The 16,229-nt window shown below is 44.3% G+C and carries 13 protein-coding genes and 1 tRNA gene; all 14 read left to right on the plus strand.

Annotated features, from left to right (window positions below):
- A partial coding sequence (locus BM293_RS10055) for an EF-Tu C-terminal domain-related protein (protein ID WP_255360092.1) occupies positions 1–430 on the plus strand: 430 nt, incomplete at its 5' end.
- 53 nt (positions 431–483) lie between these two features.
- Positions 484–560: transfer RNA gene (locus tag BM293_RS10060), tRNA-Trp, on the plus strand.
- 57 nt (positions 561–617) lie between these two features.
- Positions 618–1,001, plus strand: a complete 384-nt coding sequence (gene secE, locus BM293_RS10065; protein WP_093449185.1) for a preprotein translocase subunit SecE — start codon at positions 618–620, stop codon at positions 999–1,001.
- 1 nt (position 1,002) lies between these two features.
- Positions 1,003–1,536, plus strand: a complete 534-nt coding sequence (gene nusG / locus BM293_RS10070) for a transcription termination/antitermination protein NusG (protein WP_093449188.1) — start codon at positions 1,003–1,005, stop codon at positions 1,534–1,536.
- 51 nt (positions 1,537–1,587) lie between these two features.
- Positions 1,588–2,016, plus strand: a complete 429-nt coding sequence (rplK, locus tag BM293_RS10075; protein WP_093449192.1) for a 50S ribosomal protein L11 — start codon at positions 1,588–1,590, stop codon at positions 2,014–2,016.
- Between the two features lie 6 nt (positions 2,017–2,022).
- On the plus strand, positions 2,023–2,712 hold the full coding sequence (rplA, locus tag BM293_RS10080; protein ID WP_093449194.1) for a 50S ribosomal protein L1: 690 nt from the start codon (positions 2,023–2,025) through the stop codon (positions 2,710–2,712).
- 159 nt (positions 2,713–2,871) lie between these two features.
- The gene (gene rplJ, locus BM293_RS10085; protein WP_093449197.1) at positions 2,872–3,366 is read left to right on the plus strand and encodes a 50S ribosomal protein L10; all 495 of its coding nucleotides are present in this window, start codon (positions 2,872–2,874) and stop codon (positions 3,364–3,366) included.
- Between the two features lie 39 nt (positions 3,367–3,405).
- A complete protein-coding gene (rplL, locus tag BM293_RS10090; protein WP_093449200.1) occupies positions 3,406–3,774 on the plus strand; it encodes a 50S ribosomal protein L7/L12 in 369 nt (122 codons plus the stop codon).
- 167 nt (positions 3,775–3,941) lie between these two features.
- Positions 3,942–8,000: a DNA-directed RNA polymerase subunit beta gene (gene rpoB / locus BM293_RS10095; RefSeq protein ID WP_093449203.1), complete on the plus strand. Its 4,059-nt coding sequence runs from the start codon at positions 3,942–3,944 to the stop codon at positions 7,998–8,000.
- Positions 8,001–12,239 carry a DNA-directed RNA polymerase subunit beta' gene (rpoC, locus tag BM293_RS10100; protein WP_093449205.1) on the plus strand — a complete coding sequence of 1,413 codons (4,239 nt, stop codon included), beginning with the start codon at positions 8,001–8,003 and terminating at the stop codon, positions 12,237–12,239.
- A gap of 129 nt (positions 12,240–12,368) precedes the next feature.
- Positions 12,369–12,746 carry a 30S ribosomal protein S12 gene (gene rpsL / locus BM293_RS10105; RefSeq protein WP_093449208.1) on the plus strand — a complete coding sequence of 126 codons (378 nt, stop codon included), beginning with the start codon at positions 12,369–12,371 and terminating at the stop codon, positions 12,744–12,746.
- 53 nt (positions 12,747–12,799) lie between these two features.
- Complete coding sequence (gene rpsG, locus BM293_RS10110; protein WP_093449211.1) at positions 12,800–13,273, plus strand: 30S ribosomal protein S7; 474 nt, start codon at positions 12,800–12,802, stop codon at positions 13,271–13,273.
- A gap of 66 nt (positions 13,274–13,339) precedes the next feature.
- Positions 13,340–15,442 (plus strand): elongation factor G, encoded by a 2,103-nt coding sequence (gene fusA / locus BM293_RS10115; protein ID WP_093449213.1) that lies wholly within the window; start codon positions 13,340–13,342, stop codon positions 15,440–15,442.
- A 25-nt stretch (positions 15,443–15,467) separates the two neighbouring features.
- A partial coding sequence (locus BM293_RS10120) for an elongation factor Tu (protein WP_143607766.1) occupies positions 15,468–16,229 on the plus strand: 762 nt, incomplete at its 3' end.

Consider the following 16,229-nt stretch of genomic DNA (forward strand, 5'->3'; position numbering starts at 1 on the left):
TAAAACGACCGTAACCGGTGTTGAGATGTTCCGTAAGTTGTTAGACCAAGGTGAAGCAGGCGATAACGTTGGTGTTCTATTACGTGGTACTAAGCGTGAAGACGTAGAGCGTGGTCAAGTACTAAGCCATGTTGGTAAGATTAATCCACATACGCAGTTTGAAGGCGAAGTGTACGTGTTATCAAAAGAAGAAGGTGGTCGTCATACCCCATTCTTTAATGGTTACCGTCCACAGTTCTACTTCCGTACAACGGACGTAACGGGTGCATGTGAACTCCCATCAGGCGTAGAAATGGTTATGCCGGGTGACAACATTCAAATGACGATCACCCTAATCAACCCAATCGCAATGGACGAAGGTCTACGTTTTGCGATTCGTGAAGGTGGTCGTACCGTTGGTGCGGGTGTTGTTTCTAAGATCTTGAAGTAATAAGGTCTTGCAAAAACTAAAAGGGACTGGTATAGTCCCTTTTTTAATTTTCTAGGGGTATAGCTCCAATTGGTAGAGCCGCGGATTCCAAATCCGAAGGTTGGGAGTTCGAATCTCTCTACCCCTGCCATATTTTAACGGTCTGTATCTAGGGTACAGGTCGTTTTTTTTAATTGTACTGAATCTAATGAATAAGAAACCGGAAGTTCAAGAAGCGCGCAGTACAGCGGATACCGCTAAGCTGGTATTGTCCTTAGCCATTCTGTTGGGCGGTATTTATGCCTACTATGCCTTGTCTGATCTGCATGCGGTGGTGCGTGTATTGATTGTGTTAGCAGGTGTTGCAGGTGCAACGGCTGTGCTTTATACAACAGCACTAGGTGGTTCTTGGTTTAAATACCTTATCCAAACTAAAAAAGAAGTGCGCCAAGTTGTCTGGCCAACACGAAAAGAAACGGCGCAAACTACACTAATTGTTGTTATTGCAGTCATTATCGTGGGTATTTTCCTGTGGTTGATTGATATGTTCTTCTTGTGGGCCGTCAAACTACTAACCGGACAAGGGGGCTAGAATGGCAAAACGTTGGTATGTAGTTCATGCGTTCTCTGGGTATGAGAATAAGGTCAAAGCAGGTATTGTTGATTATGCAGAACGTGCTGAATTGAAAGATCATTTTGGTCGTATTCTTGTACCTTCTGAAGAAGTAGTAGAAATTCGTGACGGCAAGAAAAGAACAAGTGAGCGAAAGTTTTTTCCTGGTTATGTGTTGGTCGAAATGGAATTAAGCGAGGAAACTTGGCATCTTGTTAAAAGTGTACCACAGGTACTTGGCTTTATTGGTGGCAAGAGTGATCGTCCAGCGCCGATCACCCAAAAAGAAGTTGATCGTATTCTGCAACGCGTTGAAGAAAATGTCGATAAACCAAGACCGAAAATCATTTATGAGCCAGGTGAAATGGTACGTGTAACGGACGGACCTTTTACTGATTTTGAGGCTGTGGTTGAAGGTGTCGATTATGACAAGAATAAATTGCAAGTATCAGTTTTGATCTTTGGTCGTTCAACGCCAGTGGAGCTTGAATTTTCCCAAGTCGTAAAAAGCTGATTTTTTTAACGGGGAGCTGAAAAGCGCTATTACCCAACTAGGAGTATATGTATGGCTAAGAAGATTGCAGCCTATATCAAGTTACAGATTCCTGCAGGTGCAGCGAATCCAAGTCCACCCGTCGGGCCAGCATTGGGTCAACGTGGTGTTAACATTATGGAGTTTTGTAAAGCATTTAACGCTCAAACCTCAAATGTCGAAAAGGGTTTGCCCCTACCTGTTGTGATTACAGTATACAGTGATAAGAGCTTCACTTTTATCACTAAGACACCACCTGCTGCAATTTTGTTGAAAAAAGCGGCTGGAATTAAAAGCGGTAGTGCGGTGCCTAACCTTAATAAGGTTGGCAAGGTTACACGTGCACAGCTTGAAGAAATTGCTACTACCAAGATGCCTGACCTAAATGCTAACGATTTAGAATCAGCAGTTAAAATCATAGAAGGTTCTGCGCGCAGCATGGGCCTAACGGTTGAGGGGTAATTGGAAATGGCAAAGTTGACAAAAAAACAAAAAGCTATGGCTGAGCGCGTAAATAAAGATTCAGCCTATGAAGTAATTGCAGCTTTAGATTTGGTTAAGGATCTAGCTACCGCAAAATTTGACGAAACTGTTGATGTTGCAGTTAAGCTAGGTGTTGATCCGCGTAAATCTGATCAGGTTGTACGTGGTGCAACTGTGTTGCCAAATGGTTTGGGTAAAACAATCCGTGTAGCTGTATTTACTGGTGAAGCTAATCAAGCAGCCGCAAAAGAAGCTGGTGCAGATTATGTTGGTATGGAAGAGCTGGCTGCAGAAATTAAAAAAGGCATGATGGATTTTGATGTGGTTGTTGCGAGTCCAGATACAATGCGTGTTGTGGGTGCGCTAGGTACAGTGCTAGGTCCACGCGGTTTAATGCCAAACCCTAAAACGGGTACGGTTACCCCAGATGTAGTAACAGCAATAAATAATGCTAAAGCAGGTCAAGTTCGCTACCGTGTCGACAAAGCCGGTATTGTTCATGCACCTATTGGTAAAGCATCATTTGACAGCGAGAAATTAAAAGAAAACTTGGCGGCATTAATTGAAGATTTGCACAAAGCCAAACCTTCAGCGGCCAAGGGTGTGTACATGAAGAAAGTTTCGTTATCCAGTACCATGGGTCCTGCGGTAACAGTGGAACAGTCTTCAATCTAAATTCCTATTGCAGTATGTAATAGGTTGCGGTTTGGGTCTCCTAAATGTGAGTGCCCATCGCAGACCGTAGGTGGTTGCTTGTATAGTAGCCTTAATTGCATTTGCGACCTACGTAGATGAGTAGTTTGGTTAGTAATAACTAAGCTTATGGAGGTTAGAATGGCACTTAAACTCGAAGATAAAAAGCTAGTCCTAGATGAGGTTTCTGCACTTTTGGCTGAAACCGTTTCTGTGGTCGTAGCTGAATATCGTGGGTTGACAGTGGAGCAGATGACTAAGCTTCGTTCTCAAGCACGTGATAATGGTGTCGTTGTCCGTGTAGTAAAAAATACTTTAGCACGCCGTGCATTTGCTGGTACTGCCTATGAAGACATGACAGCGTCTTTAGTAGGTCCAGTGGTATTAGTGTTCTCTCAAAAAGAGTTATCTGGTGCTGCGCGTGTTGTTAAAGCATTTAAGAAAGAAAACGATGCAATGGTTGTTAAGTCAGTCTCAATTGGTTCGGGCGCACTAGACGCAAGCCAGTTAGATATGGTGGCATCACTACCAACTTACGACGAAGCAATTGCAAAACTAATGTATGTAATGAAGGCGCCAGTCGAGAAATTGGCTCGTACCCTTGCTGCTTACAAAGAATCGCGCGAAGCGGCTTAATCCTATACATTAGTCATTTTTTACATTTAGGAGATCAAGATGTCTGTATCACAAAACGATATTTTAGAAGCTGTTGCTAATATGACAGTAGTTGAAGTTGTTGAATTAATTTCAGCAATGGAAGAAAAATTTGGTGTATCAGCTGCTGCAATGGCTGTTGCTGGCCCAGCAGCTGCTGCTGAAGCGGCAGAAGAGCAGTCAGAGTTCAATGTTGTACTAACGAGTGCTGGTTCTAACAAGGTTGGCGCTATCAAAGCAGTTCGTGCCATCACAGGTTTAGGTCTGAAAGAAGCGAAAGAAGCAGTTGAAAGCGCACCAACTGTTCTTAAAGAAGGCGTTTCTAAAGAAGAAGCCGAAGAAGTTAAGAAGCAAGTTGAAGAGGCTGGCGCTCAGGCTGAAATCAAGTAATAGCTTGATGATGACTGCTTTGTTGCAGTAGTAATGGCTGACACTTTTTGTGTCGGCCTTTTTGTGTTTAAACAGTGTGTAAAAGCGTCATATTTTTGGTTGATACGACCCTTTTATACATTTGCTTGAAGCCCCACATATTTATGACCCGATTGTCGAGGTATTCCATGTCATACTCGTTAACCGAAAAGAAGCGTATCCGTAAAGACTTTGCTACTCAAGCATCGATGCTTGATGTGCCTTATTTACTATCATTACAAAAAAACTCCTACCATGAATTTATTCAGCTAGACAAAAAACCTAATGCGCGTGCTGTAGTAGGTCTTCATTCTGCATTCAAGTCAGTATTTCCGATTAAGGGTGTGGCTGGTACAGCTGACCTTGACTACGTTAGCTACAATCTTGGCCAGCCTGAGTTTGATGTTAAGGAATGTAAGCAGCGTGGGGTAACCTATGCGGCGCCTTTGCGTGTAAAAATGCGCTTGGTTATTTATGACAAGGAAGCACCAGCAAGTAATCGCCCTGTTAAAGACATTAAAGAGCAAGAAGTTTACTTGGGCGACATGCCTTTGATGACAGATAATGGAACCTTTGTTATCAACGGAACTGAGCGCGTTATCGTGACGCAGTTGCATCGTTCACCAGGTGTTATTTTTGACAATGATAAAGGTAAGTCACACTCTTCAGGCAAGATTCTATTTAATGCCCGAATCATTCCTTATCGTGGTTCTTGGCTTGATTTTGAGTTTGATCATAACGATTGCTTATTTACGCGTATTGACCGTCGTCGTAAACTACCGGTATCAATTTTATTGCGTGCAATGGGCTATGATAATGAAAAAATCCTTGCGGCTTTTTTTGATAAAACCCCGATTCGTGTCACCAAGACAAAAATTGTAATGGGTGTTATCCCTGAGCAACTTAAGGGTCAGATTGCGGCATTTGATATCGTTGATAAGGGTGAGGTGATTGTTTCGGCTGGAAACCGTATCACTGCACGTAGCATTAAGCAGTTTGAACAGGCTGGTCTTAAAGAAATTGATGTACCAGAAGCATATCTAGTCGGTAAGGTGTTAGCTGAAAACCTTGTTGATAAATCAACGGGTGAACTGCTTGCCTCTGCAAATACAGTTATTACTAGTGATCTTGTCGCAAAAATGCACGATATTGGTAAAATCCAGTTTGGAGTCTTATTTATTGATGAGCTTTTACACGGGCCATACATTTCAGATACGCTGAATCTTGATAGTACAAGTACGCAGCTAGAAGCTCAGATTGAAATTTATCGTATGATGCGTCCAGGTGAGCCACCAACAAAGGAATCTTCTGAGGCGCTATTTAATAGCCTGTTCTTTGAAGAAGACCGTTATGACCTGTCTTCGGTCGGTCGGATGAAGTTAAATCGTCGTTTAGGGCGTGATGATAATACTGGTCGTTTGGTGCTTGAATCAGATGATATTGTCGATGTTATCCGTGAGCTTATTCGCATTCGTAATGGCGAAAGCACAGTTGATGATATTGATACGCTAGGTAACCGTCGTATTCGTGCTGTGGGTGAAATGGCTGAAAATGCTTTCCGTGTAGGATTGGTTCGTGTTGAGCGTGCAGTTAAAGAGCGTCTGAATAGTGCTGAAAGTGATGGGTTAATGCCGCAAGATTTAATAAACGCGAAACCTGTGTCTGCAGCCATTAAAGAGTTCTTTGGATCTAGTCAACTTTCGCAGTTTATGGATCAGGTTAACCCCTTATCAGAAGTCACGCATAAACGCCGTGTCTCAGCCCTTGGCCCAGGCGGCTTAACTCGCGAGCGTGCAGGGTTTGAGGTTCGTGACGTACATCCGACCCACTATGGTCGAGTATGTCCAATCGAAACGCCAGAGGGTCCAAACATTGGATTGATCAATTCTTTGGCTGTTTATGCTAAAACCAACGAGTATGGCTTTTTAGAAACCCCTTATCGTCGCGTAGTAGATGGGCAGGTTACCAATGATATTGTCTATGTGTCAGCTATCGATGAAGCACAGTATGTAATTGCTCAAGCAAGTGCACGATTGGATGAATCAGGTCGCTTTGTTGATGACTTGATTTCTGCGCGTCATCAGAACGAATTTACATTATCGATGTCGAAAGACATTAATTTAATGGATGTATCGCCAAAACAAATCGTATCCGTTGCGGCCGCCCTAATTCCTTTCTTGGAGCATGATGATGCTAACCGCGCTCTGATGGGCTCTAACATGCAGCGTCAGGCAGTGCCTACCTTACGTGCGGATAAACCGTTCGTGGGTACAGGTATCGAAAAAACGGTTGCCATTGATTCAGGCGTAACGGTCGTTGCAGAACGTGGTGGTGAAGTTGTTTCAGCTGACGCCTCTCGTATTGTAGTTCGTGTTAATGCAGATGAGATTCGTGAGGGTGAGACAGGTGTCGATATTTACAACCTAATTAAGTATCAGCGTTCTAACCAAAATACTTGTATTAACCAGAAACCGATTGTAGCTGCTGGCAATGTTGTTGCCCGTGGTGACGTATTGGCTGACGGCCCGTCAACAGATTTGGGTGAGTTAGCACTTGGTCAGAACATGCGTGTGGCTTTCATGCCTTGGAATGGCTATAACTTTGAAGACTCGATTTTGGTATCTGAGCGTGTTGTACAAGAAGACCGCTTTACAACCATTCATATTGAAGAGTTTACTTGCCTTGCACGCGATACCAAGTTAGGGCCAGAAGAAATTAGTGCCGATATCCCGAATGTTGGTGAAGCCGCTTTGTCGCGTCTTGATGAGAGTGGCATTGTGTATATTGGTGCCGAGGTTAAGCAAGGCGATATTTTGGTCGGCAAAGTCACGCCAAAAGGTGAAACACAGTTAACGCCTGAGGAAAAACTGCTGCGCGCTATTTTTGGTGAAAAAGCATCTGATGTAAAGGATACGTCTTTAAGAGTATCGAAAGGCATTGAAGGAACTGTTATTGACGTTCAAGTCTTTACTCGCGAAGGAATGAAAAAAGACGCACGTGCTCAAGCCATTCATGAAGAAGAGCTAGATGCCGTGCGAAAAGATATTGATGAGCAATATCGTATCCTTGAGCAGGATAGCCTGGCACGCTTACGCACCATGTTGGCGGGTCAGTCAACGATGGATGGTAAGACACTAAGTGCTGAGCAGCTGGCTAGCATGGATAAAAAAGCACTATTCTTGCTCAATCTTGCTGATGAAGATTTAATGCGCCAGTTAGAAGCACAAGAAGATCAGTTGAATACAAAGCGCAAAGAGCTTAATGCCGCCTTCGAAGAAAAACGCAAAAAATTGACCCAGGGTGATGATCTTGCACCGGGGGTGTCAAAGATGGTTAAGGTATATGTTGCGATCAAGCGTCGTATTCAACCAGGCGATAAGATGGCGGGTCGTCACGGTAACAAAGGTGTTATTTCACGTATCTGTCCTGTTGAGGATATGCCGTTTGATGAAACCGGGCGCCCAGTTGATATTTGTTTAAACCCTTTGGGTGTACCCTCGCGTATGAACGTGGGTCAGATTTTGGAAACCCATCTAGGCCTGGCGGCTGAAGGTTTAGGCCAAAAGATTGATGCCATGTTGCGCCGTGAAGCCGATCTGGCTGAGATTCGCGGCTTCTTGAGCAAGATTTACAATGAAACCCAGGGTCAGGGTGTCGATTTTTCAGCTTTTAATGACGACGAGTTGATTGAACTTGCTCGTAATCTACGTAAGGGTGTGCCGATGGCTACACCTGTATTTGATGGGGCTGATGAAGGTCAAATCAAAGCATTATTACGTTTGGCTGATCTACCTGAGTCAGGGCAAATGCGCCTGTTTGACGGTCGTACAGGTGAGGAGTTTGACCGTACAGTCACGGTGGGTTATATGTATATGCTCAAGCTTAACCATTTGGTTGATGACAAGATGCATGCGCGTTCAACCGGTCCATACAGTTTGGTTACTCAACAACCTTTGGGTGGAAAAGCCCAGTTTGGTGGTCAGCGTTTTGGTGAGATGGAGGTATGGGCTCTTGAAGCCTATGGTGCGGCCTTTACATTGCAGGAAATGTTAACGGTGAAGTCGGATGACTTGAATGGTCGTACGCGGATGTACAAAAACATTGTAGATGGCAATGAGTACATGGAACCGGGGATGCCTGAATCCTTTAGCGTATTGCGCAAAGAGATTCGTGCATTAGGTATTGATATTGAGTTGGAGCAAGACTAAATGAAAGATTTAATCGGTTTTCTAAAAAAACAAAACGTTTCCAGTGAATTTGATGCGATTAAAGTATCACTTGCTTCACCTGAAAAAATTCGTTCATGGTCTTATGGCGAAGTTAAAAAGCCTGAGACTATCAATTATCGTACCTTTAAGCCTGAACGTGACGGCTTATTTTGTGCCAAGATCTTTGGCCCAATTCGCGATTACGAATGTTTGTGCGGCAAATATAAACGCCTAAAGCACCGTGGCGTTATTTGTGAAAAATGTGGTGTTGAGGTAACACAGTCTAAGGTTCGTCGTGAGCGCATGGGGCATATTGATCTTGCTACGCCAGTAGCACATATTTGGTTCCTGAAATCATTGCCAAGCCGTATTGGCTTGATGTTAGACATGACCCTTAAAGAAATTGAAGCGGTGTTGTACTTTGAAGCCTTTATGGTTGTTGATCCAGGACTAACGCCACTAGAACCATGGCAGTTGTTAACGGAGGAAGAGTATCTAGATGCGCTAGAAGAGCATGGTGATGAGTTTGAAGCGATGATGGGTGCTGAAGCAATTAAACGGATGCTTCAGTCTATCGACTTGGTTGAAGAGGCGACTCGTCTTCGTTCTGAGGTAGAAAGTACTAACTCAGAAACAAAGCAGAAAAAAATATCTAAGCGCCTAAAACTAATTGAGTCGTTTATTCAGTCAGGCAATAACCCTGAGTGGATGGTATTGGAGGTGTTGCCAGTATTGCCCCCTGAGCTGCGTCCTTTAGTGCCACTTGATGGCGGACGTTTTGCAACTTCGGATCTTAACGACCTGTATCGCCGTGTAATAAATCGTAACAACCGTTTGAAGCGCTTGCTAGAGTTAATGGCGCCAGACATTATTGTACGAAATGAAAAACGTATGCTGCAGGAGTCGGTAGACTCCTTGTTGGATAATGGTCGTCGTGGTCGTGCGGTAACGGGAACCAACAAGCGCCAATTGAAATCTTTGGCTGATATGATTAAAGGTAAACAAGGTCGTTTCCGTCAAAACTTGCTAGGAAAGCGTGTTGATTATTCAGGGCGCTCGGTCATTGTAGTTGGTCCGACTTTGAAGTTACACCAGTGCGGTCTGCCTAAGAAAATGGCATTGGAACTGTTCAAGCCGTTTATTTTCAGCAAGTTACAAAAGCGCGGATCTGCGCCAACGATTAAAGCGGCGAAGAAAATGGTTGAGCAAAGCTTACCAGAAGTATGGGATGTGCTTGATGAGGTGATTCGCGAGCATCCGGTTCTATTAAACCGTGCCCCTACCCTGCATAGATTGGGTATCCAAGCATTTGAACCCGTATTGATTGAAGGTAAGGCTATTAACCTACACCCGTTGGTTTGTTCTGCATTTAATGCCGATTTCGATGGTGACCAGATGGCTGTTCACGTGCCATTGTCACTAGAAGCTCAGCTTGAAGCCCGCACGCTAATGATGTCGACTAACAACCTGTTATCACCTGCGAATGGGGATCCAATCATTGTTCCGTCTCAGGACGTTGTATTGGGACTTTACTATATTACCCGTGAAAAAATTAACGCAATTGGTGAGGGTAAGGCATTTGTTAATTGGCAAGAAGTAACGCGTGCGTTAGAGGCAAAAGTTGTTCATTTACACACACGTATTAAGTTGCGAGTAAATGAAACGCTTATTGAAGACGGTGTTGAACGTTGCCAGACACGTATTGTCGATACAACTGTAGGGCGCGCGTTGTTGAGTCGCGTGCTACCAAAAGGCTTGTCCTATGACCTGATCAATACCAACTTGACTAAGAAGAATATTAGTAAGGTATTGAATACCTGTTATCGTGTTTTAGGGCCAAAAGAAACAGTTGTTTTCGCTGATCAGCTTATGTATGCCGGCTTTAAATGGTCTACTATGGCAGGTTTATCCTTCTGTTCAGATGACATGCTTATTCCAGATGATAAGGCGCCTATTCTTGATCGTGCAGAAGAGCAGGTAAAAGAAATTCAGACTCAGTATGCACAAGGTTTGGTTACTGAGGGTGAGCGCTATAACAAGGTTGTTGATATTTGGTCACATACCAACGAGCTGGTTACTAAGGCGATGATGGAAGAGTTGCAATATGACTTAACCGTTGATGCTAAGGGTGAGGAGGTTAAAGAAACCTCGTTTAACTCAATCTACATGATGGCAGACTCTGGGGCGCGTGGTTCTGTTGCACAGATGCGTCAGTTGGGTGGTATGCGTGGTTTGATGGCCAAGCCAGATGGTTCGATTATTGAAACACCGATTACGGCAAACTTCCGTGAAGGTCTAAACGTACTTCAGTACTTTATTTCAACACATGGCGCGCGTAAAGGTCTTGCTGATACGGCATTGAAGACTGCAAACTCTGGTTACCTGACTCGACGCCTAGTAGATGTTGCACAAGATGTTGTTGTAACTGAACATGACTGCGGTACTCATGCAGGCATTGAAATGACGGCACATGTTGAGGGTGGCGACGTTATCGAATCTTTACGCGAGCGTATCCTTGGACGCATTTTAAGTGACTCAGTCCTTGATGCAGAGGGTAATGTTTTAGTTGAAGAAGGTACGCTGCTTGATGAAAAGTTAGTTGACCTTATTGATGCTAATGGTATTGATCGCGTCAAGGTGCGTTCACCGATTACTTGCGAAACTAAGTTTGGCGTGTGCCAAAAGTGCTATGGACGTGATCTTGCGCGCGGACATTTGGTTAACATGGGTGAAGCTGTTGGTGTTATGGCGGCTCAGTCAATTGGTGAGCCGGGTACGCAGCTTACGATGCGTACATTCCATATTGGTGGTACGGCCTCAAAAGCTGCTGCACAAAGCAAGGTGGAAGTAAAGTATGAAGGCCAGGTTAAGTTTAATAACCTTAAGACTGTTCGTAACTCTGAAGACCAAATGATTGTTACAGCGCGTTCTGGTGAGGTGACTATACTGGATGCGGCAGGGCGTGAAAAGGAACGCTATAAGATTCCTTATGGTGCAATCCTTGTTGCGACAGAAGGGCAAAAGTTAAGCTCAGGCGATGCTATTGCAACCTGGGATCCGCATACGCACCCTGTTATTTCTGAAGTAGCGGGTGAGGTTGAGTATGGTAATTTCGATGGCACTGTTGAAGAGAAGATTGACGAATTAACGGGTCTCGTGACACGTGTTGTAAAAGGATCAAAAGAACGTTCCAATGCCATGAAGGATGCGCGTCCATTTATTCGTTTGCTTGATGAGAAAGGTGAAGGTGTTTGTTTTGCTGGTACTCAGACGCCAGCTGTTTACTACTTGCCAGAAAATGCCATTGTGTTGGTACAAGGTGGATCAAAGTTAAAGTCTGGTGATGTCTTGGCACGTATTCCACAAGAGTCATCAAAAACAAAAGATATTACCGGTGGTCTACCACGTGTTGCCGATTTATTTGAAGCTCGCCAGCCAAAAGAGCCGGCCATTATGGCTGAAGTGAGTGGTGTAATCTCCTTTGGTAAAGAAACAAAAGGAAAACAGCGCTTAATTATTACCCAAGATTCTGGTGAGCAATACGAATCACTGATTCCAAAGTGGCGTAGTGTGAATGTGTTTGAGGGTGAGCGCGTTGAACGTGGTGACATTATTGTTGAAGGTAATGCCAATGCACATGACATTCTGCGTCTACTCGGTGTTGAGCGTTTAGCAGAATATATTGTTGATGAAGTACAGGATGTTTATCGCCTTCAGGGTGTGCGCATCAACGACAAGCATATTGAAGCGATTATTCGCCAAATGCTGCGTAAGGTTGAAATTAAATCTGCAGGCGATACGGGTCTTATTAGAGGCGAGCAGGCAGAGTACGCGCGCGTACTTGAGCTAAATGAGAAGATGCGTGAGGAAGGCAAAGTTGAAGCAACGTATGAGCGTGTATTGCTTGGTATAACTAAAGCTTCACTTGCCACAGAGTCCTTTATCTCGGCAGCCTCGTTCCAGGAGACCACACGTGTCTTAACTGAGGCGGCCGTTAGTGGTAAGCGTGATACGCTTGTTGGCCTTAAAGAAAATGTTATTGTTGGACGTTTGATTCCGGCTGGAACAGGTTTTGCCTATCATCAGGCTCGCCGCAAGGCAACGGAGTTGGTTGATAGTGAGCTGCAAGCCTTTATACATAGCGATGTTTTCGCTGATGATACTGTCAGTGAGGATATTCTCGAAGAAATGCCGGTTGTAGATGACCGGGTGATTGAAGTTGAAGAGTCAGATCAATAAGAAAATTCAATAACTTATTGCTTGACTTCTAGTAAATGGGTAACTAAAATTCTGAAACCTTGTTTGTGGGCTATCTTGCCTGCAAACATTTGGCTAAAGAGTTAAGTCTCAAATTTGGAGAAAGTTTTAATGGCTACAATTAACCAGTTGGTTCGTAAGCCGCGTAAAGACAAAATTAAGAAATCAGCCGTGCCTGCTTTGGAAGCTTGTCCTCAGCGTCGCGGTGTTTGTACGCGTGTTTACACCACTACCCCTAAAAAGCCTAACTCTGCCTTGCGTAAGGTTGCGCGTGTTCGTCTAACCAATGGTTATGAAGTGACTTCATACATTGGTGGTGAAGGTCATAACCTTCAGGAGCACTCGGTCATCCTGATTCGTGGTGGGCGTGTTAAGGATTTGCCTGGTGTGCGTTATCATACTGTTCGTGGTGCACTTGACTGTGCAGGCGTTAATGAGCGTAAACAAGGTCGTTCTAAGTACGGTGCTAAGCGTCCAAAAGGTAAGTAGACCTTTTGACATACGCTAGCCAATTTTTTTCTTTAATACCGGAAGCGTGAAGAATGGCAAGAAGAAGAGAGATACCCAAACGTCTGGTTCTACCAGATCCTAAGTTTGGTGATGTTGTATTAACAAAATTTGTTAACATGATTATGGTCAGCGGCAAAAAAGCAGTTGCTGAAAAAATTGTATATGGTGCGCTAGATAAAGTTGTCGAGCGTCGTAAAGGTGGCGATCACGCTGCTCTATTACGTGATGCGTTGGAAAACGTTGGTCCATTGGTTGAAGTAAAGTCTCGTCGTGTGGGTGGAGCAACATATCAGGTGCCTGTTGAAGTGCGCCCTGAGCGTAAAATGGCTTTGTCAATGCGCTGGATTGTTGAAGCAGCACGCAAGCGTAACGAAAAAGGTATGATGTTGCGTTTAGCTGGTGAACTTGCTGATGCACTTGAAAATCGCGGTTCCGCAATCAAGAAAAAAGAAGATACCCACCGAATGGCTGAGGCCAACAAGGCTTTCTCTCATTTCCGTTGGTAATTCAGTACAAGGGCCCTTGACGGGCCTTTATTCTTTAATAAATTTCAAAGTAAAAAGGTTTATAAAGTGGCACGTCAAACCCCTCTAGAGCGTTACCGTAATATAGGTATCATGGCTCACATTGATGCTGGTAAAACCACAACTACCGAGCGAATTCTTTTTTATACTGGTAAATCCCACAAAATCGGTGAGGTTCACGATGGTGGTGCAACCATGGATTGGATGGCACAGGAGCAAGAGCGTGGTATAACCATTACATCTGCTGCAACAACCTGTATGTGGTCTGGCATGGCTAAGCAATTTCAAGAGCACCGCATTAATGTTATTGATACCCCTGGTCACGTTGATTTCACTATTGAAGTAGAGCGTTCATTGCGTGTACTTGATGGTGCAGTAACGACCTTCTGTTCAGTTGGTGGCGTGCAGCCTCAATCAGAAACGGTATGGCGTCAGGCGGATAAGTATGGTGTACCTCGTATGGGTTACGTCAATAAAATGGACCGCGCTGGTGCTGATTTCTTACGTGTTGTTGAGCAGATCAAAACGCGTTTAGGTGCGACGCCTGTTGTAATGCAGCTACCAATTGGAGCCGAAGACAATTTTAGTGGTGTAGTTGACCTGATAAAAATGAAAGCAGTTATTTGGGATAAAGCGACTCAAGGTCTAAATTTTGAGTATCAAGATATTCCAGCTGATATGGTTGCAGACTGCGAGGCCTATCGGGAACAGATGGTAGAAGCCGCTGCGGAAGCTAGCGAAGAGTTTATGGATGCTTATCTTGAGAGTGGTGAGCTAACTGAAGAGCAAATTAAGCAAGGTATTCGCACGCGTTGTATCAATAACGAAGTTATTCCAATGTTCTGTGGGTCAAGCTTCAAGAATATGGGTGTACAGGCTTTACTAGATGCGGTAATTGAGTATTTCCCATCACCTGTTGATGTTCCAGCTATTGAAGGTGAGCTTGAAAGCGGCGATAAGGCAACGCGTGAATCATCCGATGATGCGCCTTTCTCAGCCCTAGCCTTTAAGATGATGACCGACCCTTATGTTGGTACTCTGACCTTTGTACGCGTTTACTCGGGTGTGCTTAATTCTGGTGAAGCAGTTTATAACCCAGTTAAGAGTAAAAAAGAGCGTGCAGGCCGTTTGATTCAGATGCATGCTAATTCGCGCGAGGAAATCAAAGAGTTACGTGCTGGTGATATCGGTTGTGTGGTTGGGCTTAAAGATGTAACGACAGGCGATACAATTTGTGATCTAAATAATATCATTACCCTTGAGCGTATGGAGTTCCCAGAACCTGTTATTTCGATCGCTGTTGAGCCAAAAACAAAAGCCGACCAAGAAAAAATGGGTATCGCGCTCCAGAAGCTGGCTGCAGAGGATCCATCATTCCGTGTCCGTACGGATGAGGAAACGGGTCAAACTATTATTTCAGGTATGGGTGAGTTGCACCTAGATATTATCGTTGACCGTATGAAGCGTGAGTTTAACGTAGAAGCTAACATAGGCGCACCTCAAGTTTCATATCGTGAAACCATTCGCCAATCAGTTGAAGCTGACGGTAAGTTTGTTCGCCAGTCTGGTGGTCGTGGTCAGTATGGTCATGTTGTGCTTCGTATTGAACCTCAAGAGCCGGGCACTGGCTTCCAGTTTGAGAATGCGATTGTAGGTGGTGTAGTTCCACGTGAATACATCCCTGCCGTTGAAAAAGGTGCTAAGGAGCAGCTTGAAAACGGTGTAATCGCTGGTTACCCAGTAGTCGATGTTAAGGTAACTGTGTTTGACGGTTCCTATCATGACGTTGACTCGAATGAAATGGCATTTAAAATTGCTGCGTCTATGGGTATCAAAAATGGTGTTGAGCAAGCTCGTCCGGTAATTCTTGAGCCTATTATGGCTGTAGAAGTTATTACGCCAGAAGAATATATGGGTGATGTAATGGGTGACTTAAACCGTCGTCGTGGCATGATCCAAGGTATGGAAGATACACCAACTGGTAAAGAATTGAAGGCTGATGTGCCACTTTCTGAAATGTTTGGTTACGCAACGAATGTCCGTTCCTTGTCACAGGGTCGTGCGAGTTACACTATGACTTTCTCGAAATACGCGGAAGCACCTGCTTCAGTTCAGGAAGAAATTATTGCAAAATCGAAAAAAGGTTCTTAATCATTTAATTTAGAGGGATTTTTAAATGGCAAAAGCAAAGTTTGAACGTACAAAGCCGCACGTAAACGTGGGCACGATTGGTCACGTTGACCATGGTAAAACTACCTTAACAGCGGCGTTAACGATTGTTCAAGGTAAGAAGTTTGGTGGTGACGTAAAAGGTTACGATCAGATTGATAACGCACCAGAAGAAAAGGCGCGTGGTATCACCATTTCGACAGCTCACGTAGAGTATGAGTCAGACACTCGTCACTATGCGCACGTTGACTGTCCAGGGCATGCTGACTATGTTAAAAACATGATCACTGGTGCGGCGCAGATGGATGGTGCGATTCTAGTATGTTCGGCCGCTGACGGCCCTATGCCACAAACGCGTGAGCACATTTTGTTATCACGTCAGGTAGGTGTACCTTACATCGTTGTGTTCCTAAACAAAGCGGACATGGTTGATGACGAAGAGTTGTTAGAATTGGTTGAGATGGAAGTGCGTGAGTTGTTGTCTGAGTATGACTTCCCAGGTGATGACACACCAGTAATCAAAGGTTCTGCACTAAAAGCGATCGAAGGTGACCAGTCTGACATTGGTGAGCCAGCGATTGGTCAGCTAATTGAAGCGCTTGATACGTACATTCCAGAGCCAACGCGTGAAACTGACAAGCCGTTCCTAATGCCGGTTGAAGATGTATTCTCAATCCAGGGTCGTGGTACGGTAGTAACCGGTCGTGTTGAGACGGGTGTTGTAAAAGTGGGTGACGAGATCGAAATCGTAGGTATTCGTGATACCACT

The organism is Thiomicrospira sp. ALE5 (assembly GCF_900112445.1).
GTDB lineage: Bacteria > Pseudomonadota > Gammaproteobacteria > Thiomicrospirales > Thiomicrospiraceae > Thiomicrospira.